Annotated in this window: 17 protein-coding genes; 9 read left to right on the forward strand and 8 right to left on the reverse strand. The window is 73.2% G+C overall.

Going from position 1 to position 18,126, the window contains the following annotated elements; all coding sequences use genetic code 11:
* Positions 1-94 precede the first annotated feature (94 nt).
* From ACIPSJ_RS41985 to ACIPSJ_RS42000, 4 genes are all read right to left on the reverse strand, one after another.
* The gene (locus tag ACIPSJ_RS41985) at positions 95-676 is read right to left on the reverse strand and encodes an NADPH-dependent FMN reductase (RefSeq protein WP_401353900.1); all 582 of its coding nucleotides are present in this window, start codon (positions 674-676) and stop codon (positions 95-97) included.
* Between the two features lie 79 nt (positions 677-755).
* Positions 756-1,511 (reverse strand): dienelactone hydrolase family protein, encoded by a 756-nt coding sequence (locus tag ACIPSJ_RS41990; protein WP_401353902.1) that lies wholly within the window; start codon positions 1,509-1,511, stop codon positions 756-758.
* A gap of 26 nt (positions 1,512-1,537) precedes the next feature.
* The gene (locus tag ACIPSJ_RS41995) at positions 1,538-3,172 is read right to left on the reverse strand and encodes an MFS transporter (protein WP_401353904.1); all 1,635 of its coding nucleotides are present in this window, start codon (positions 3,170-3,172) and stop codon (positions 1,538-1,540) included.
* A gap of 104 nt (positions 3,173-3,276) precedes the next feature.
* Entirely contained in the window at positions 3,277-5,157 is a 1,881-nt protein-coding gene (locus ACIPSJ_RS42000) for an amidohydrolase (protein WP_401354062.1), read from the reverse strand.
* 159 nt (positions 5,158-5,316) lie between these two features.
* On the opposite strand from ACIPSJ_RS42000, the gene ACIPSJ_RS42005 reads away from it, so the two are divergent.
* From ACIPSJ_RS42005 to ACIPSJ_RS42030, 6 genes are all read left to right on the forward strand, one after another.
* Positions 5,317-6,255 (forward strand): LysR family transcriptional regulator, encoded by a 939-nt coding sequence (locus tag ACIPSJ_RS42005; RefSeq protein ID WP_401353906.1) that lies wholly within the window; start codon positions 5,317-5,319, stop codon positions 6,253-6,255.
* A 170-nt stretch (positions 6,256-6,425) separates the two neighbouring features.
* On the forward strand, positions 6,426-7,388 hold the full coding sequence (locus tag ACIPSJ_RS42010) for an SMP-30/gluconolactonase/LRE family protein (protein ID WP_401353908.1): 963 nt from the start codon (positions 6,426-6,428) through the stop codon (positions 7,386-7,388).
* A 22-nt stretch (positions 7,389-7,410) separates the two neighbouring features.
* Positions 7,411-7,812, forward strand: coding sequence for a carboxymuconolactone decarboxylase family protein (locus ACIPSJ_RS42015; RefSeq protein WP_365681492.1), 402 nt, complete (start codon positions 7,411-7,413; stop codon positions 7,810-7,812).
* 73 nt (positions 7,813-7,885) lie between these two features.
* Positions 7,886-8,620: a YoaK family protein gene (locus tag ACIPSJ_RS42020; RefSeq protein ID WP_401353911.1), complete on the forward strand. Its 735-nt coding sequence runs from the start codon at positions 7,886-7,888 to the stop codon at positions 8,618-8,620.
* Positions 8,620-9,411, forward strand: a complete 792-nt coding sequence (locus ACIPSJ_RS42025; protein WP_401353913.1) for an MIP/aquaporin family protein — start codon at positions 8,620-8,622, stop codon at positions 9,409-9,411. Before ACIPSJ_RS42020 ends, ACIPSJ_RS42025 begins: the two co-directional genes overlap by 1 nt.
* Positions 9,412-9,427: 16 nt before the next feature.
* Positions 9,428-10,393: a D-2-hydroxyacid dehydrogenase family protein gene (locus ACIPSJ_RS42030; protein ID WP_401353915.1), complete on the forward strand. Its 966-nt coding sequence runs from the start codon at positions 9,428-9,430 to the stop codon at positions 10,391-10,393.
* A 127-nt stretch (positions 10,394-10,520) separates the two neighbouring features.
* Here ACIPSJ_RS42030 and ACIPSJ_RS42035 read toward each other — a convergent pair whose 3' ends face one another.
* The gene (locus ACIPSJ_RS42035) at positions 10,521-11,309 is read right to left on the reverse strand and encodes an SDR family NAD(P)-dependent oxidoreductase (protein ID WP_401353917.1); all 789 of its coding nucleotides are present in this window, start codon (positions 11,307-11,309) and stop codon (positions 10,521-10,523) included.
* Positions 11,310-11,395: 86 nt separating this feature from the next.
* On the opposite strand from ACIPSJ_RS42035, the gene ACIPSJ_RS42040 reads away from it, so the two are divergent.
* The gene (locus tag ACIPSJ_RS42040) at positions 11,396-11,884 is read left to right on the forward strand and encodes a MarR family winged helix-turn-helix transcriptional regulator (protein WP_401353919.1); all 489 of its coding nucleotides are present in this window, start codon (positions 11,396-11,398) and stop codon (positions 11,882-11,884) included.
* A gap of 40 nt (positions 11,885-11,924) precedes the next feature.
* Here the strand turns inward: ACIPSJ_RS42040 and ACIPSJ_RS42045 are convergent, their stop codons facing one another.
* Positions 11,925-12,923: a macro domain-containing protein gene (locus tag ACIPSJ_RS42045; protein ID WP_401353921.1), complete on the reverse strand. Its 999-nt coding sequence runs from the start codon at positions 12,921-12,923 to the stop codon at positions 11,925-11,927.
* A gap of 181 nt (positions 12,924-13,104) precedes the next feature.
* Positions 13,105-14,040 carry a helix-turn-helix domain-containing protein gene (locus ACIPSJ_RS42050; RefSeq protein WP_401353923.1) on the reverse strand — a complete coding sequence of 312 codons (936 nt, stop codon included), beginning with the start codon at positions 14,038-14,040 and terminating at the stop codon, positions 13,105-13,107.
* Positions 14,041-14,374: 334 nt separating this feature from the next.
* On the opposite strand from ACIPSJ_RS42050, the gene ACIPSJ_RS42055 reads away from it, so the two are divergent.
* Entirely contained in the window at positions 14,375-15,526 is a 1,152-nt protein-coding gene (locus ACIPSJ_RS42055; RefSeq protein ID WP_401353925.1) for an ABC transporter substrate-binding protein, read from the forward strand.
* 11 nt (positions 15,527-15,537) lie between these two features.
* Here the strand turns inward: ACIPSJ_RS42055 and ACIPSJ_RS42060 are convergent, their stop codons facing one another.
* Positions 15,538-16,518: a DMT family transporter gene (locus ACIPSJ_RS42060; RefSeq protein ID WP_401353927.1), complete on the reverse strand. Its 981-nt coding sequence runs from the start codon at positions 16,516-16,518 to the stop codon at positions 15,538-15,540.
* A gap of 21 nt (positions 16,519-16,539) precedes the next feature.
* Between ACIPSJ_RS42060 and ACIPSJ_RS42065 the strand changes: the two genes are divergently transcribed.
* Entirely contained in the window at positions 16,540-18,090 is a 1,551-nt protein-coding gene (locus ACIPSJ_RS42065) for a PLP-dependent aminotransferase family protein (RefSeq protein ID WP_401353929.1), read from the forward strand.
* Positions 18,091-18,126: the final 36 nt, after the last annotated feature.

Raw genomic sequence — 18,126 nt, forward strand, 5'->3', positions numbered from 1 at the left:
CCGCCACCGGGGACCGGCCCATCCGGCCGGTCCCCGGTGGCGTACTGCCCGCCGGACACGTCCGGCGTACCCGCGAGCGGTGAACCCGGGTCCGCTAGGACGCCGGCGGCGTCCCGCGCAGCGGGCGCAGGGCTTCCTCGACGCGCACGAGTTCGTCGAGCATCGCCGGGGCGGAGGCGTTCATGACCTCGTTGGCGACCAGGCCCTCCTCCTCGTCGAGGAACTGGTGCACGAAGGGGATCGACACCGACTCGAAGACCGGCGTCATCCGCAGGGTGGTCACCACCTGCTTGATCATCTGCGCGGCCCGGGTTCCGGCCGAGACACCGCCGTAGCTGACCAGGCCGACCGGCTTGTAGTGCCACTCGCGGTGCAGGTAGTCGATGGCGTTCTTCAGCTCGGCGTTGTAGCCGTAGTTGTACTCCGGCATCACGAACACGAAGGCGTCCGCCTCCGCGACCTTGGCGCTCCAGTCACGGGTGTGCTGGTGCGTGTACTTGCCAAGCCGCGGGTGGTGCGGCTCGTTCATGAACGGCAGGTTCACCTCGGCGAGGTCCACGAGTTCGACCTCGTCGAAGCCGCCGTGCTCCTTGGCGCGGGCCTCGAACCACTCTCCGATGGTCAGGCCGATCCGGCCCGGTCGCGTGCTCGCGACGATGATCTCCAGCTTTGCCACGGAAGGCTGCTCCTTGTTCCTGGTTGCTTGTTCCGGAGGTATCCCGCGGGTTTCTGCGGGGTCCCGCGGGGCGGGATGCTCAGAGGGTGCGGCCGAACAGGTCGAGCAGCGCCGCCCAGTGCCGTTCGGCGGATCCGGCGTCGAAGCGGTCGGTGTCGGCCATCGTGTAGCCGTGGGCGGCCTCGGCGTAGACGTCGGCGTGCTGCGTGACGCCCGCTTCGGTGAGGACCTTGTCGAGGCGCTCGATCTGCTCGGGCGGCATGGAGGGGTCGTTGTCGGCGTGGCCGAAGTACAGCTCGGCGGTGATCCGGTCGGCAAGCAGGTGGGGACTGTCGGGGGCATCGGTGGCCAGGCCCGCGCCGTGGAAGCCGGCCGCGGCGGCGACCTTGCCGGGGTGGTGGCCGGCGGTGAGCAGGGCCAGGCGGGCGCCCATGCAGTAGCCGGTGGTGCCGATCGCTCCGGGGGCGGCCTCGGGGCGGGTGGCCAGCCAGTCCAGGTAGGCGGCGGAGTCGCGGTCCACCACGTCCCCGGTCAGGTCTCCCATCAGCGGGACGATCCGCTCGAAGAGGGCCGGGCGGTCGGCGTCCGCGATGAACTCGGGCAGGGGCACCACCGGGGCGCTCCCGTGCCGGTAGAACACGTTCGGGACGAGCACCGTGTATCCGGCCCCGGCGAGCCGGTCGGCCATGGACTTCAGCCGCGGGCGCAGGCCGAAGGCGTCCATGTACAGCACCACCGCGGGGTGGGCGGTTCCGTCGGCGGGGTGGGCGAAGTAGGCGTCGGCGGTGCCGTCCTGGGTGCGGATGGACACGTCCGTGCCACGTATGGCGGTCATGGGTTCTCTCTTTCCGGTGTGCTGGTTCAGCCGGTGTGCGCGCTCGGCCCGGTGACGGCGTCGAAGGCATGGGTGACCTCCGGCTCGGTGCCGGGCAGCAGGAGCCCGCGGGCCCGTTCCTCGAAGCGACGGTCGGTGGTGGTGAGGCGGGCGTGGTGCTGGGCGAGGTGTTCCGCCCAGGAGCCGGTGAGGTAGTTCTCGATGAAGCGGCCCGGTTCGTTGCCGTCCTCGTACAGGCCCCAGGTGAGCGCTCCGGTACGGCGCCGGGAGCGGGCCACGTTCCGCATGGCGTCGGTGAAGGCGGCGCGGTCGTCGGGCGCGACGCGGTAGACGACGGAGACGAGCACCGGGCCGTCGGCCGGGCCGGGTTCGAAGACCAGCGGCGGGGTGGGCCAGTGGTCGGACGGCGTGGGATCGATGTGGGCGGCGTCGTACAGCGGCCACCGGCGCACGCTCGTGGCGGTCAGCAGGAGCAGGCCACCCGCGACCAGCAGCGCGCCGGTCAGGCCCAGCCACTGGGCCAGGGCGCCCCACAGGGGTGCCGTCAGGGCCTGGCTGCCCTGGAAGACCAGGAGGTAGACGGCCAGCCCCCGGGCGCGTACCCAGCCGGGCAGCCGGGTCTGGGTCGCGGCGCTGAGGGTGGACAGGACGCCGATCCAGGCCAGCCCGGCGGGGAGCAGCGCGAGCGCGACGACCCAGGTGAGGTGGACGGTGGCCAGGACGGCCAGGACGGCCGCGAAGACCACGGCCCCCACCGCGAGCGTGCCGTTGGCGCCCAGCGTCCCGCGGATGCGGGGCAGCAGGAACGCGCCGCTGACCGCGCCGATGCCGACGGCGCCCAGCAGCAGGCCGTAGCCGCCGGAGCCGAGGCCGAGCGACTCGCCGGCGACCAGCGGCAGCAGGGACCACACGGCGGCGGCGCCGGGGATGAACAGGGCGGCGCGCAGCAGGATGCGGCGGATGCCGGGGGCGTTGCGGACGTAGCGGCGGGCCGCGTACAGGGCGGTGAGGAACCGTTCGCGCTGGGCGGCCGGGACCGGTGGGGCCGGCGGGCGCTTCCACAGCAGCAGCACGATCACGATGCCCAGGTAGGACACCGCGTTGAAGGCGAAGGTCCAGCCCGCGCCCGCCGCGGCCACCAGCACACCGCCGACGGCGGGTCCGATGGCGCGGGCCAGGTTCATGTTGACCGCGCCCAGCGCCGACGCCTGCCCCAGCTGGCTCCGGTCGACCAGCTCCGGCTGGATCGCCTGCCAGGCCGGGCCCATCAGGGCGGTGCCGCAGCCGAGCAGGAAGGTCAGGGCGAGCAGCGGGCCCGGCGTGAGCCCGCCGGCGAACGCCAGCACGGTGAGGACCGCGGCGACCGCGCACATGGCGAACTGTGCGGCCACCAGCAGCCGGCGCCGGTCGAAGCGGTCGGCGAGCACTCCGGAGGGCAGCGCGAGCAGCACGACCGGCAGGCTGGAGGCCGTCTGGACGAGGGTCACGAGGGTGGCCCCGTGCCCGAGGAGCAGCCACTGGGCGCCGACCGTCTGCATCCAGGTGCCGACGTTCGACACGAACTGCGCGATCCACAGGGCCCGGAACACCGGCGCGGCCAGCGGCGCCCAGGCCGATTCGGCCCGGGAAGCGGTGCTGTCACGCGTCGTCGACACTGTCATGGTCTGCTCCACAAGGGATGGACGGGTCCCGGCAGATCACCGGGACCACTACGGCCTACAAGATCAACGGCGGTGCGTGCTACGGCCGTTGGATAAAAGTTGTACTAAAAGCAGCCGTCCAGGACGTCGACCGGACCCAGCCGCGGGACGTTGTCGAAGTCACCGCGGCGCTCGCGCCAGGCACGCTGCTCCTCGGAGTCGGCCGCGGTCTCGGTGAGGGCGCGGGCCTGCCGGACGCCACCCGGCTCGGCGGCCTGGAAGCCGCCGAAGCGGGTGACCGGGCTCCAGGCCGGGCTGATCTCCGGCAGCGGGGCCGCGATGTTCCCGTAGTCCAGCGCGGAGTACACCACCTTGCCGCCGGCCACGGTCAGCACCGACTCGATGCGGTCGATGTCCTCGGCGGCCACCGAGAAGTAGTCGGCGGACAGGACGGCCAGGTCGCCGTACCTGCCCTCGCTGATGGTGCCCTTGACGTCCTGCTCGCCGGTGAGGTGGGCGCCCGCGCTGGTGTACAGCTCCAGGGCCTTGGCGCGGTCGAGACGGTTCTCGGCCGGGTAGAGGCGGGTGCCGCCGATGGTGCGGCCGGTGACCAGCCAGGACAGGGAGAGCCACGGGTTGTGGCTGGAGACGCGGGTGGCGTCGGTGCCGGCGGCGACGTGCAGGCCGGTGTCGAGCATCGCGCGGATCGGGGGAGCGGTCTCGGCGCGCTCGGGGCCGTAGCGGTCGACGAAGGCCCTGCCCTGGAACATCATGCGGTTCTGCACGGAGACGGCCCCGCCGAGCGCCTTGATGCGCTCCAGGCTGCTCCGGCTCACGGTCTCGGCGTGGTCGAACAGCCAGCGGGTGCCGGGCGGGAAGCCGCCGTCCGCGGCGATCTTCTCGAAGACGTCCAGGTCCTGACGGATCGTCTCGTCGTAGGTGGCGTGCAGCCGGAAGCCCCAGCCGTTCTCCAGGAGCAGCCGGGCGGCCGCCTCCAGCTCCTCCTTGGCGCGAGGCGACAGCTGGGGGCGCGGCTCGGCGAAGTTCTCGAAGTCGGCGGGGGACCAGGCGAGGTTCTCGCCGGCGCCGTTGCAGCGCAGCCACGCGTCGCCGTCGCCGGGGGAGACCATGCCGATCCAGCGGCGCAGGTCGTCCAGTTCCTGCCCGGCGGTCTGCGGGAAGAGGTGGTAGCCGATGCGCACGGTCAGTTCGCCGCGCTGGGCGAGTTCGGTGACGGCGGCGTAGTTGTCGGGGAAGTTCTGGAAGCCGCCGGCCGCGTCGACGGCGCTGGTGATGCCGAACCGGTTCAGCTCGCGCAGGTAGTGGCGGGTGGAGCCGAGCTGGTCCTCGGGGGCGAGCACCGGGCCCTTGGCGAGGGTGGAGTAGAGGAGCCCGGCGGCGGGCGCGGCGAGCAGGACGCCGGTGGGGTTCCCGGCGAAGTCCCGGACTATCTCGCCGCCGGGCGGATTGGGGGTGTCGCGGGTGAAGCCGACCGCCTCCAGCGCGGCGCGGTTGAGGATCGCCGACTGGTAGAGGTGCAGGACGAAGACGGGGGTGTCGGGGGCCGCGGCGTTCAGCTCGGCGACGGTCGGCAGCCGCTTCTCGGCGAACTGCTCGCCGGTCCAGCCGCCGACCACCCGGACCCACTGGCCCTTCGGCGTGCGCTCGGCCTGCTCGCGCAGCATGCGCAGGGCGGTGCGCAGCGAACGGACACCGTCCCAGCGCAGTTCCAGCAGGTAGTTGAGGCCACCGCGGATGACATGCAGGTGGGAGTCGTTCAGGCCGGGGATCACCCGTCGGCCGAGCGCGTCGACGACGCGGGTGGCCGGGCCGATGTACGGGGCGACGGTGGCGTCGTCACCGACGGCGGTGAACACCCCGTCGGTGATCGCCACGGCGGAGGCGGCGGGGCGGGCGGGATCGCCGGTGTGGATACGGCCGTTGCGCACGACGAGATCGGCCGGGTGCCGGACGCCTTCGTACGGGCGGACACCGGCCACGGGCATGGTGGTGCTGGACACGTTGCTGCTCCTTGGGGCCCTCACGCTTTGAGCAGTGAGGAAGAGTCGTCTGGCGGCGCTTCGACACGCTAGGCTGAGCAGTGAATATCGGTCCAACACATGGATCCGCTCATGCCGATCGGCATAACAGATGGATGAGGGCTCATGGAGCTACGGCATCTGAAGTACTTCCTGGCCGTGGCCGACACCCGCAGTTTCACGCAGGCCGCGGCCAACTGCTACGTCGCGCAGTCCGCGCTCAGTCAGCAGATCGCCCGGCTGGAGAAGGACGTCGGGGCCACGCTGTTCAGCCGCACCAGCCGCTCCGTGCGGCTGACCGCCGCGGGCGAGCTGCTCGAACCGCTGGCCCGGCGCGTCCTCGCCGACGTGGAGAACGCCCAGGCCGCCCTGGACGCGCTGGCGGGCCTGCGCCGGGGGCGGCTGCGCCTGGGCCTGGTGCAGACCCTGGCCTGCCCCTTCGACATGGTCGACGTGATGGCCGACTACCACGTCCGCTACCCGGGCATCGACTTCCACGTCACCAACGCGCCCAGCTCCGAGATGGCCGCCGACGTGCTGTCCGGCCGACTCGACCTCGCCGTGGTCGGGCTGGGCCCCCGTCAGGTGCCGGAAGGCCTCGACCACCGGCTGCTGGGCAGGGACCCGCTCGTGGTGGTCGTCTCCCGCGAACATCCGCTGGCCGACCGCGAGATGATCGCTCTCGGTGACCTCCCGGACGGGGACCAGGTCATACAGTTCTCCCGGGGCACCGGGCTGAGCCGCCAGGTCGAGGCGGCCTTCGCCCGCGCGGGCGTGGATCCCGGCCGGCACTTCGAGGTCGGGCAGATGTACGACATGATCCGCCTCGCCTCCCGGGGTGTCGGGGTCACCGTCGTGCCCCGCTCCTCCATCCTCGGGCCCGGTTCGGTGCTGGGTCTCAAGGCCGACGACGAACCGCCGGACGGTGCCCGCATCCTCGCGCTCGCGGACGAGGAGGCCGTCCACCACGTCTCGGTGGTCTACGACGGCAAGCGGCTGGCGCCGGCCGCCGCCGCGTTCCTGCACGTCATCGAGCGGCACGGGGACGCGGGGGAGGACAGGTAGGCGGGCGCCGGCCGGGCCTGGTGGGCGGGCGTCGGCCGGGATCGACGGGCGTACGGCCCACCGCCGATCGGTATTGCCGATCGCTGCGTGCTGATCCATATGTTGGACTGCTGAGGCGGTCGGGCCGCAGGCTGGGCGCGAACGCTGGTTCCTGTCCCGAATGGATCCCCATGTCGACCAAGCACGTGGTCTCGTCCGTCGCCGTGACCGCCCTGGCGGCCGGAGCCCTGGCCGCGACCTCCGGCCCGGCCTCGGCCGCCACCGCCCCGGTGTCCGCGCCGCGCATCGTCGCGCACCTGGACCTGGCCGCCGGCCAGCAGCCGGAGAACATCACCCTGCTGCCGCACGGCTCGGTGGCCGTCACCTTCGCCCTGTCCCGCCAGATCGCCGCGATCGGACCCGACGGCAAGGTGAAGGTCCTCGCCACCCTGCCCGCCCCCGCGGCCGGTTCCACCACCCCTGTGCTGTCCTCGCCGTTCCTCGGCGGCATCGTCCGCGCCAAGGACGGCACCCTGTACTTCAACTACGCCACCGGCACCGCCGACCTGACCGGCATCTGGAAGCTGCGCCCCGGCGGCGGGCCGCAGCGCATCGCCGCGCTCCCGGCCAGGGGCCTGCCCAACGGCCTGGCCCTGGACGCCCGTTCCGGCCACCTCTACGCCGCCGACTCGGTCCTGGGCACCGTCTGGCGCGCCCCGGTCAAGGGCGGCAAGGCCACCGCCTGGTCCACGGACAAGGCCCTGGCCCAGCAGAGCTTCCTCGGCGCCAACGGCATCAAGGTGCACAACGGCGCGGTCTGGGCGACCAGCCTCGACGCGGGCGCCGTGCTCCGCATCCCCGTGGGCCGCCACGGCGCCGCCGGTCACGTCCGCACCGTCGCCACCGGCCTCCCGGCCGCCGACGACCTCTCCTTCACCGGCAAGGGCGACACCCTGCTCGTCGCCCTCAACAGCACCAACGAGGTGGCGATGGTGCGGCCGAACGGCAGCCACACCATCGTCCTCACCGCGAAGGACGGGCTGGAGGGCCCCACCTCCCTCGCGATCCGCGGCGACCGGATCCTCGTCCCGAGCGCCGCGTACTTCACCCAGAAGGACCCCAACCTGCTCGGCGCCAAGTTCGCGGGCAAGTGAGAGGCACAGGAAAGGCACCGCCATGACGGAGAACGACCGCACGGACAGCAGCCGCTTCGAAGAGGGACTGCGGATCCGCAAGGAGGTGCTCGGCGCCGAGTTCGTCGAACGCAACCTGGCGGCCGCCAGCGACTTCACCCGGCCCGTGCAGGAATGGGTGACGGAGGCCTGCTGGGGGACGGTGTGGAACCGGCCCGGCCTGGACCGTGCCACCCGTAGCCTGATCAACATCGCCATGCTGACCGCGCTCGGCAAGATGAACGAGCTGGCCGGCCATGTGCGCGGCGCCCTGACCAACGGCTGCACCGTGGAGCAGATCCAGGAGGTCCTGCTCCAGACCGGCGTCTACTGCGGCGCCCCGGCGGCCCTGGAGGCGTTCCGCACCGCGGACAAGGTCATAGCCGAGGCCACGGCCCAGGACTGAGCGCACACCTCCGGCAGGGGGCCGGACCCGGCCCGGTCCGGCCCCCTGCCACCCTCGAACGGGAGTAACGCACATGCACGCCGTACTGCGGGACGCGTGGACCACCGTGGTGCCCGACCGGCGGGACCGGCACGGCCCGCTGCCCCCGCTGATGCTCGCGCTGACCGTCGTCACCGGCCTGGTGGACGCCTTCAGCTACCTCGTCCTGGGCCACGTCTTCGTGGCCAACATGACCGGCAACGTCGTCTTCTCCGGCTTCGCCCTCGCCGGTGCCGCCGGCTTCTCGCTCGTCGCCTCGCTGGCCGCGCTCGCCGCCTTCGCCGGGGGCGCCCTGCTGGGCGGCCGGGTGGCCCACGGAGCCCGGGCCCACCGCGGCCGGGTGCTCCACCTGGCACTCGTCATGGAGACCGCCCTGGTCCTGGCGGCCTACGTCGTCGCCCAGAGCGCCGGTGCTCCGTACGACGACACCGCCCGGTACCCCCTGATCGCGCTGCTCGGTCTCGCCATGGGCGTCCAGAACGCCGCCGCCCGTGCCCTGGCCGTCCCGGACCTCACCACCACCGTCCTCACGCTGACCATCACCGGCATGGCCGCCGACAGCCGGGCCGCCGGCGGCAAGGGCGGCAAAGTCGGCCGCCGTGCCCTGTCGGTGCTGGCCATGTTCACCGGGGGCCTGGTCGGTGCGCTTGCCGTCCAGCACGGCAGCCCCGCCCTGCCGTTGCTCGTCGCCACCCTGCTCCTGGCCGCGGGCACGATCGTCGCCTTCGTACTGACCCGGTCCGACGCCGCCTGGACGGACCCGCTGTGATGGACGCCCTGGAACGGGTGGGCACACCGAGGGCGTCCCGCCCCGCCGAACCCCCCGCGTGGCGGCGCACCCTTCACAGGGCCGCGCTCGAACTCGCCCTCACCACGGCGATGCTGTTCGTGGTGGTGACCGCGACCCGCTGGCTGATGGGCACCCCGCATCCCACCGACAGCGACGCCGACGGCGGCTGGTGGAACACGCTCCACGGCAGGCTGCTCGTGCTCGCCCCGATCGCCGGCTACACCATCACCGCGATCATGCTCTCGCCCTGGGGCCGACGCACCGGCGGCCACGTCAACCCGGCCATCACCCTCGCCATGTGGCGCTACGGCAGAACGCCCGCACGGGAGGTACTGCCCTTCGTCGCCGCGCAGTTGCTCGGTTCCGTGCTGGGGACGCTGGCCGGCCGACTCGTCTGGGGAGGCGTCGTGGCCGGCCCGGGCGTGGACTACGCCGCCGTCCGCCCCGCGGCCGACTGGTCCTGGGCCGCCGTCGCCGGGGTCGAGACCGCGACCATGTTCGGCATCGTCGTCGTCGCGGGAATCGGCGGCTCCAGCCGGCGACTCGACCCGTTCACCCCGTGGGCGGTGGGTACCCTGATCGCCGCGCAGATCATCGCCTTCGGCACTCTCTCCGGCGGAGTGGCCAACCCCGTCCGCCAGTTCGGTCCGGCCGTGCTCGCGGGCGACACCCCGTTCCTGGCGGTGTACCTGCTGGCGCCCCTGCTCGGAGCCCTGGCCGCCACCGTCGTCGTCAACCGCCTCACCCGCACCCGGCGTGCGGACCGATGAAAGGCAGAACGCCCGCATGACCCTCCGCTGCGCCGTACTGGACGACTACCAGGGTGCCGCCCTCACCCTGGCCGACTGGAGCCCCCTCGCCGGAGAGGTCGAGGTACGTACGCTCCGCGAGTACATCGCCGACCGGGACGAGCTCGCCGCCGAACTCGCCGACTGCGAGATCGTCGTGATCATGCGGGAGCGCACCCCCTTCGACGCGGACCTCCTGCGGCGACTGCCCCGGCTGCGCCTGCTGGTCACCACCGGCATGCGCAACGCCTCCGTCGACCTCGCCGCCGCTGCCGCCCAGGGCGTGACCGTCTGCGGCACGGCCAGCAGCGCCACTCCGCCCGTCGAACTGACCTGGGCGCTGCTGCTGGGCCTGGCCCGGCACGTCGGCACGGAGAACCGGGCCCTGCGCGAGGGCGGACCCTGGCAGTCCACCGTCGGCCAGGACCTCGCCGGCCGCACCCTGGGCCTGCTCGGGCTCGGCAAGATCGGCACCCGGGTCGCCCGGGTCGCCACCGCCTTCGGCATGGAGGTCCTCGCCTGGAGCGAGAACCTCACCGCGGAGCGTGCCGCCGAGGCCGGAGCCCGACTCGCCGCGAGCAAGCAGGACCTGCTCTCCCGCAGCGACTTCGTCTCCGTCCACCTCGTGCTGTCCGACCGCACCCGTGGCCTGCTCGGCGAGCCGGAACTGCGCGCGATGCGCCCGGACGCCTACCTGGTCAACACCTCCCGCGCCGCCATCGTCGACCGGCCGGCGCTGCTGCGTGCCCTGCGCGAGAACTGGATCGCCGGGGCGGGACTCGACGTGTTCGAGACCGAGCCGCTCCCCGGCGACGATCCCTTCCGCTCCCTGCCCAACGTGCTCGCCACCCCGCACCTCGGCTATGTCAGCCAGGGCAACTACCGCACCTTCTACACCGAGGCCGTGGAGGACATCACCGCCTTCCTCGCCGGCACCCCCGTCCGCCTGCTGACGGCCGGCTGAGCACACGCGACGTCCCGCTCCGGAGCCATCCGCCCGTCGAAGGGTCCGGCAGTCGGTGGGCGGGGGGTGGGCGGAGGGGGTTGTGACGGTCCGGTGAGCGCGCCGACACGCTCACCGGACCGTCGGCTCACGCGGGTTGGTCCTGGTGGTAGCGGGCGGCGAGTGTGCGGCTGCCGCCGGCGGCGAGCAGTCCGGACTCGGCGGCCAGGAGCGCGTCGAGCGCGTCGGGCAGGTTCTCCAGGCCCGGGACGCACACCGACTCGCCCAGGTCCAGGCCGGTCAGGCTGGCCTTCGCCACGTCCTCCGGGCTCATCGCGGAGGGCAGGCGCTGCCCGTGGCCGCCGTGGAACTCGGTGTCCACGACGCCCGGGCACAGCACCTGGACCCGCACCCCCGTGCCGGCGAGTTCGCCCGCGAGACTCCGGGTAAAGGCCACCACTGACGCCTTCGCGGCCGCGTAGAGCGTGCGGGGCATCGAGAACCCCTGCCCGGCACTGAAGGCCAGCAGGGACGACACCGTGATGACGGTGCCCTCGCGCGCGGCCAGCATGCCGGGCAGGGCGGCCCGCGCCAGGTGGACGGGGGCTGTGCCGTTGAGGGTGAGCAGGCGGTCGATGTCGGAGGGTTCGGTATCGGCGAGCCGCGAGAACGCGCCCGCTCCGGCGTTGGCGATCAGCAGCCGGACGTCACCGGCCGCGAGGCGGTCGGACACGGCGGCTACGCCCTCGGCGGTACTGAGATCGGCGGGCAGGACCTCTACGGCGGCACCGGCCTTGCCCAGCTCGGCGGCCAGTTCGTTCAGCCGGTCCGCCCGTCGGGCGACCAGGACGAAGTCGAAATGGGGGGACAGGAGGCGGGCGTATGCCGCGCCGATGCCGGAGGAGGCACCGGTGATGAGTGCGATGGTTCGAGACACGCGACCAGCCTTGAGCAAGCACCTGTCGAGAGTCAAGCGTTTGATATCAAGTGTTTGATACATGTGAAATGGCGTACCCTCGTCGCGTGACGAGGGAAGACGAGATGACGGACGACAGGTCGAGGGACCACGAGATGCCGCCGCCCACCGGCGGCCCGCTGGACGGACTGCTGTGGGCGCTGCGCCGGGCGGAACTCGCCGTGCAGGGGCTCAAGGGGCAGCGGCTGCGCTCGCTCGGCATGGCGGCGGCGCACTACTCCCTGCTGGTTCTCGTCCGTGACGTCCCCGGTCTCACCGGTGCGGAGGCCGCCCGGCGGCTGAACGTCACTCCGCAGGCGGTGGCTTCCCTGGTGGCCCGCCTCGAAGGACGGGGCCAGCTGGAGCGTCGGCCGCACCCGCGCCACGGCCATGTCCAGGAGCTCCACCTCACCGACGCAGGCCGCGAACTGCTCGCCTCCGCCGACCTCGTCGTCATCGACATCGAACGCCGTCTCGCCGAGCACCTCGGTGGCGCCGACGCGGTCCAGCTCACCGCGCTGCTCGGCCGGGTGGTGGACGCGGTCCACAGGCCCTAGCCGGCCCCGGCCTTCGGCGGGCCTGTCCGGGCCGCGGGCGTCACCAGGCGGGGAGTTCGCTCAGCACCGAGGTGTGGGCGGTGTGGTCGGCGTCGTCGCTGACATCGAAGACGACCAGGTCCACGGTGCCGGGACGGGCACGCAGCCAGCCGGCGACGGTCGCCAGTGCGACGCGGGCGGCGGGCAGCCGGGGGTAACCGAGGGCGCCGGTCGAGATCGGGGAGAAGGCGACCGTACGCGCCCCGGCCTCGGCCGCCAGGTCCAGGCAGGAGCGGTAGCAGGAGATCAGGGCCCGTGCGCCGGAGGCGTCGGGGGAGCCGCCGACGACCGGCCCGACGGTGTGCAGCACATGGCGTGCGGGCAGATGGTAGCCCCGGGTGATCTTCGCGCTGCCGGTCGGCTCGGGATGCCCCTGGAGCTCCATGACACGGGCGCAGTCCACCCGCATACGGGGTCCGGCCGCCGAGTGGAGGGTGCTGTCGACGCAGTCGTGCCCGAGGGCGAAGCAGCCGAGGAGGGCGCCGTTCGCGGCGTTGACGACGGCGTCGGCGGCGAGGGTGGTGCGGTCGCCCCGCCACAGGGCGGTGCGGTCGGCGGCGGAGTAAGTGCTCGCGGGGTGGGTCTGATTGATCCTGGGCAGATCCTTCGCGCTCACGGACACCCGGTCGGCGGCCTCGGCGGACAGCAGCGAGTCGACCCGGGAGAGCGCGGCCGGACTCCAGCCGCCCGCGGGGCGCACGGTCAGCAGGGCGGTCAGCAACTGCCGTGCCATGGCGGGGTGTTCGTCCGCGACCCGTTCGATCTCCGATCCGGACAGCCGCAGCCGGGCGGCGGTTCCGTCCGCGATCAGGTCGGCCAGTGCGGCGCGCACGAGGACAGGGCGGTCGGGCGCGTCCGTGGTGCCGGGGCGGAAGGGTTCGTCGAGTGCGATCGCGTCGGCGTAGTCGCTGAGTCTCAGGGCGTTCACGATGGTGCTGTGCTCCGGTCGTACGAACTGGACGGGCCGCATGGACAGCCCGTTCCGGGAACCGGCGGTCACCGACCACCGGGAAGCGGGTCGGCCGGGATCGCCGTGGGCTGGGCGGCCCGGGGGCCTCGTACGCACGGTCGGTCCGGCCGTGTTGCCGATCCTCCGTGGGAAACCGCGGCCGGACGAGATGACTGGCGGACTCGTCGAGGTCAGAAACGGACTCGGTCGCCGCTGCCGCGGCCGTGCGGGGTCAGCGTCGGCCCTGGTGGCCGCGGCGGAAGTCGCTGGGGGTGGTGTCGGTGTGGCGGGTGAAGAACTTGCCGAAGTTGGTGGCCTGGGAGAAGCCGAGACGGCGGGCGATGACCGCGACCGGTGTGTCGGTGTGTGCCAGCAGCCGCCTCGCTTCGAGGGCGACGCGGGCGTCGATGACCTGCTTCGCCGGCCGGCCGGTGGCGGCCAGGCAGGCACGGGTGAGGGTCTTGACCGTGTAGCCGAGGCGCTGGGCGTAGTCCTCGGCGCGCCGGGTGGCCGTGTAGGAGTGTTCGAGCTCGGCGCGGAAACGTGCGTAGATCTCCCCGTCGGAGCGCGGGCCGTCGATGTCGTCCTGCCGGGGCAGGCGGTCGACGTGCAGCAGCACAGTGGTGAGCAGCAGCTGGAGGATGTCCCGGGACACCGTGCCGGGCGGGCGGAGGAACTCGGCCCGCAACTGGCCCAGCAGGTTGGACAGGACGGCGCGGTCCGGATGCGCGCCGAGTTGCCGGCAGACCGGGCCGTCCCACTCGTCGACCAGCCGCTCGGTGCCGGCGGGCAGCCCCGGGAAGGAGGGGGTGAACATCAGGTGCGGGCCGTTCATCGCGCCGGGGCGGTCGAAGCGCTGCACCTGCCCGGGGCGGATCCACAGCAGCGTCCCGGGGCGGCACGGGTGGGCGACGAAGTCGACGGTGTGCTCTCCGCTCCCCTCGGTGACGAGGGTGACGGTGTGGAAGTCCACACGGTGGACGCGTTCGAGACTGCCGTCGGGCATCCGGTCGTACAGGTCCGCCAGTTCGGCGATCTCGAAGCCGGGCACCGGGACGGCCGGAGGGTTGAAGCCGAAGCCGGGGATCTGGCCGTCGGCCGTGGCAGGCGCGGCGGTTGCGTGGGGTGTCGCCGGGGCGACCTCACTGATGTCCGTTTTCGACCACATTGGATTCTCATCCTATCCCGCGGTCGACACCGTGCCCGGGCGCGGTGACACCGGACGGACCGTAGGCCGGTGGCGGCGAGACCTCCCCGGGCGAGGGAGCCACCGGGGCGGCCCGCGCTGCCGTCCGCGACGCGTCCCGGTGCGGTGAACTGCCCCGTGCCACAGGCGCGATGACCTAGGACGCGGCCGGGGGCAAGGGGTGTGTCGAGGACTTGTCATGGTCGAACGGGGACACGGCACGGGGGCCGACGGGGAGAACGTGTCAGGGTGAGGGCATCCCGCCCCCCGGCCACCCGCCCACATCGCGAGGCCGATGACGAGGAGCAGCCCCCCCATGACCCGATTCCTCAGCCGTCGCCAGGCCCTGTCCGCCGGCACCGCACTCGGCGCAGGTGCCCTCTCCGCCGCCCTGCCCCACGCGGCGGCCGCGACGCCCCTCGGTGGCGAGCCGGTCGGTGGCAAGCCGGTCCTCGAAGAGACCCGGACCCTCGACGAGCTCTACCGCGCAGCTCTGGCCGAGGGCGGTCGGCTGGTCGTCTATGCGGGCGGCGACATCGCCTCCCAGCAGACCGCGAACGTCCAGGCGTTCACCCAGCAGTTCCCCGGCATCGACCTGACGATGGTCGTGGACTACAGCAAGTTCCACGACGCCCGCATCGACAACCAGCTCGCCACCGGCACGCTGGTGCCGGACGTCGGCCACTTCCAGACGCTGCAGGACTTCCCGCGCTGGAAGCAGGAGGGCCACCTGCTTTCGTACAAGCCGGCCGGCTTCGCCCGGGTTCACCCATCGCTGCGGGACCGGGACGGTGCCTGGGTGGCCATCCGCCTCTCGGCGTTCAGCTTCATGTACGACATCGTCGCGGCGGATGCCGACGCGCCCCGCACACCGCAGGACCTGGTCGACCCCCGCTGGAAGGACCGGATCGCCTCGTCCTACCCCAACGACGACGACGCGTCCCTCTTCCTCTACAAGCTCTACGCCGAGACCTACGGCTGGGACTGGATCGCCCGACTCGCCGCCCAGGGCATCCAGTTCGCGCGCGGCACGCACACCCCCGCCCTCGCCGTCACCAACAAGCAGAAGACCATCGGTGTCGGTGGCAGCGGAGCGGCCGTCACCCCCTCCGGCGCCACGCTGCGCTGGGCGATCCCCGACAACGACGCCCCGTTCATGGCCTGGGGCCAGCGCGCCGCGATCTTCCGGCGCGCCGCTCATCCCACCGCCGCGAAGCTGTACCTCAACTGGTGGCTCTCGACGCCCCGGCAGCAGTCCGCGACCGGCTGGTCGGTGCGCACGGACATCACCCCGCCCCCGGGGCTCAAGCCCGCCTGGGAGTACCCCAACGCGCACTTCGCCGAGTTCCCCCGCTTCATGGCCGACCGCGCCGAGGTGGAGCGCTGGAAGCAGACCTTCACGCTGTACTTCGGCGAGGTCCACGGGGACCCGAGCCCGGGGTGGCTGGGGCTGCACCCCGGCGCGTGACCCGGGCGGGCCTAGTAGCGGTCCGCGGGCGTCTGCCCGGCGTGAGCCGAGGTGGTCGCCGGGTCCGTCGCGGGGGGCCGGGCGGTGTCCGCGACCGCACCTTCACCCTCGCGCCCGCGCAGGCCACGCGGTCGCAGGCCGATGACCAGGCCGATGACGACGACGCCGATGCCCGCCCAGACCGAGGGGGCGGGCGCGCCGGTGCCCCCGGCGGCGCTCGCCGCCGCCGCGGCGAGCGGGGCGATGCCGGTGAGCAGCCCGGCCCGGCCGGCCCCGACCGCGCGGACCGTCGAGTACCACAGCACGAACGCGACCGCCGTGACCAGCAGCGCCAGATAGCCGACGGCGGCCCACTGGGCCCCGGACAACTCCCGTACGGACGAGGGCCCTTCCAGCGCGGTGCCGAGAACCGCCAGCAGTACGGCGCCCAGCCAGGTCGCGTGCACGGACACCCCCCACGGGGTGTGCCGCCGCAGCACCGGAACCGCGAGCAGGGTGAACCCCGCCTCGCACCCGAGGGCCAGCGCCGCCCACGCCACTCCGGCGGTGTCCGCGCGCCCCGTACCCTCCACCAGCACCGCGCCCGCCACGACCACGGGCGCGGCCACCAGGACCTGACGGCTCGGCGAGCGCCGCTCCAGCAAGGGGCCCACCACTGCGAGAACCACCGGCACACATGCCACGGCGACCGCGATCACCGCGGGCTCCGCATGCGCGACACCGCGCACCACGGCCACGTTGAAGAGCACCAGACCCGTGACCGCCAGTCCGGTCAGCCACAGCCACTCCCGACCGCGCGGCCACACGAGCCGAGCGCCGGCGACCCGGGCGACGACCAGGAGGATCACGGTGGCGACCGCGTACCTGACGGCCTGGGTGGTGAACAGCGGGGCGTCCACGAGCCCGTGCGAGACGGTGACGCTGCTGCCGACCAGCACCATCCCCACGATGCCCGGGACGAGCCGCCCGAACGAAGCCGAAGTCGTATCCATGCCCTCCACCCTGCCCCCACAATGGACGCCATGGGCAGGTCCACGAACCCGGTCCCCAAGGGGTCCAAAAGTCCGGTGACGGGCGCCACGGGAGTCGGCTCGGCGAGTCCCGGCGAGGCCGGTGGATCGGACTTCCTCCAGCTGGACATCGGCCAGGCGCCGCCCGGCGGGCGTACCGCCTGGCTCGCCGAACGGCTGCGGTCGGCCATCGCCGACGGCCGCCTGCCCGTGGGAACCAGGCTGCCCGCCAGCCGGGTGCTCGCCGACGAGCTGAATGTCACCAGGGGGGTGGTCACCGAGGCATACCGGCGGCTCGCCGAGTCCGGTCAGATCGCCGGCCGCGGCCGGCTCGGGACGGTGGTCGTGGCGGTGCCCGCGGCGCCCGGTGACCGCGGCCACGGCACACCGGGGCCAGGGCCCGTGCCCTTCGGTTCGGCCGACCGCGAGGGCGTCGTCGACGCCCTGCGGGCAGTGCCGTGCCGTATCGACCTCTCCCCGGGCGTTCCCGACCTCGCCGCGTTCCCCCGTACGAGCTGGCTGCGCGCCGAGCGTGCCGTACTGGCCGACGTCACCCCCGCCGACTTCGGCTACGGCGATCCCCGGGGCGCGCCTGCGCTGCGCCGGGCCGTGGTCGGCTGGCTGGCCCGCAACCGCGGCATCCGCGCCGACCCGGACGAGGTGGTGGTGGTCGCGGGCGTGGCCCAGGCACTCGGCCTGCTCGGCCTGATGCTGCTGCGGGACGGCATCCGCCGTATCGCCGTCGAGGACCCCGGATCGCTCGGCGCACGCCAGCAGCTGGAGTACCACGGGCATACGGTCGTGCCCGTCCCGGTGGACGCGAAAGGCCTGGACGTCGGGGCGCTACGGGCCTCCGGAGCCCGGGCGGCGCTGCTGACCCCGGCCCACCAGTTCCCCACCGGAGTGGTCCTGGACGGGGAACGCCGCCGGGAGTTGCTGGACTGGGCGGCCGACGGCGGCGTGGTGATCGAGGACGACTACGACGCCGAGCACCGTTACGACCGGCCGCCGGTACCGGCCCTTCGCTCCCTGATGCCCGAGGGGGTCTGCTACGCGGGCAGCGTGTCCAAGCTGCTGGCGCCCGCGCTCCGCGTCGGCTGGCTGCTTGTGCCGCCGGACCGGCTGGACGCCGTCGTGACCGCCAAACGCTACGCGGACCTCGGCAACGGCATCCTCGCCCAGCTCGTCCTCGCCCGTCTGATGGACTCCGGTGAGCTGGAACGGCATCTGCGCCACGTCCGGCTGCGGCACCGGCGACGGCGGGACGTCATGCTGCGGGCCGTCGCGGCGCACCTGCCCGGCGCCCGGGTGCACGGCGCGGCCGCGGGCCTGCACCTGATGGTCACCTTCGACGAGGCGCGCGCAGGCGACCTCGACGACACCGGCCTCGCGGCGGCGGCGCTCGACCGGGGCGTCAAGGTGCACCCGTTGTCGTGGCACCGGATGAGTGCCGGGCCGCCGGGGCTGGTGCTCGGTTACGCGGCCGGTCCGGCCCACGAGATCGACGAGGGGATCGCCCTCGTCGGCGCCGCCCTGCGCGGGCTGCTCGCGTGAGGCGGGCGAGTGCCGCGGTGCGTGCCGCCGGCGACC

The sequence above is a fragment of the Streptomyces sp. NPDC090088 genome (assembly GCF_044747345.1).
Lineage (GTDB): Bacteria > Actinomycetota > Actinomycetes > Streptomycetales > Streptomycetaceae > Streptomyces.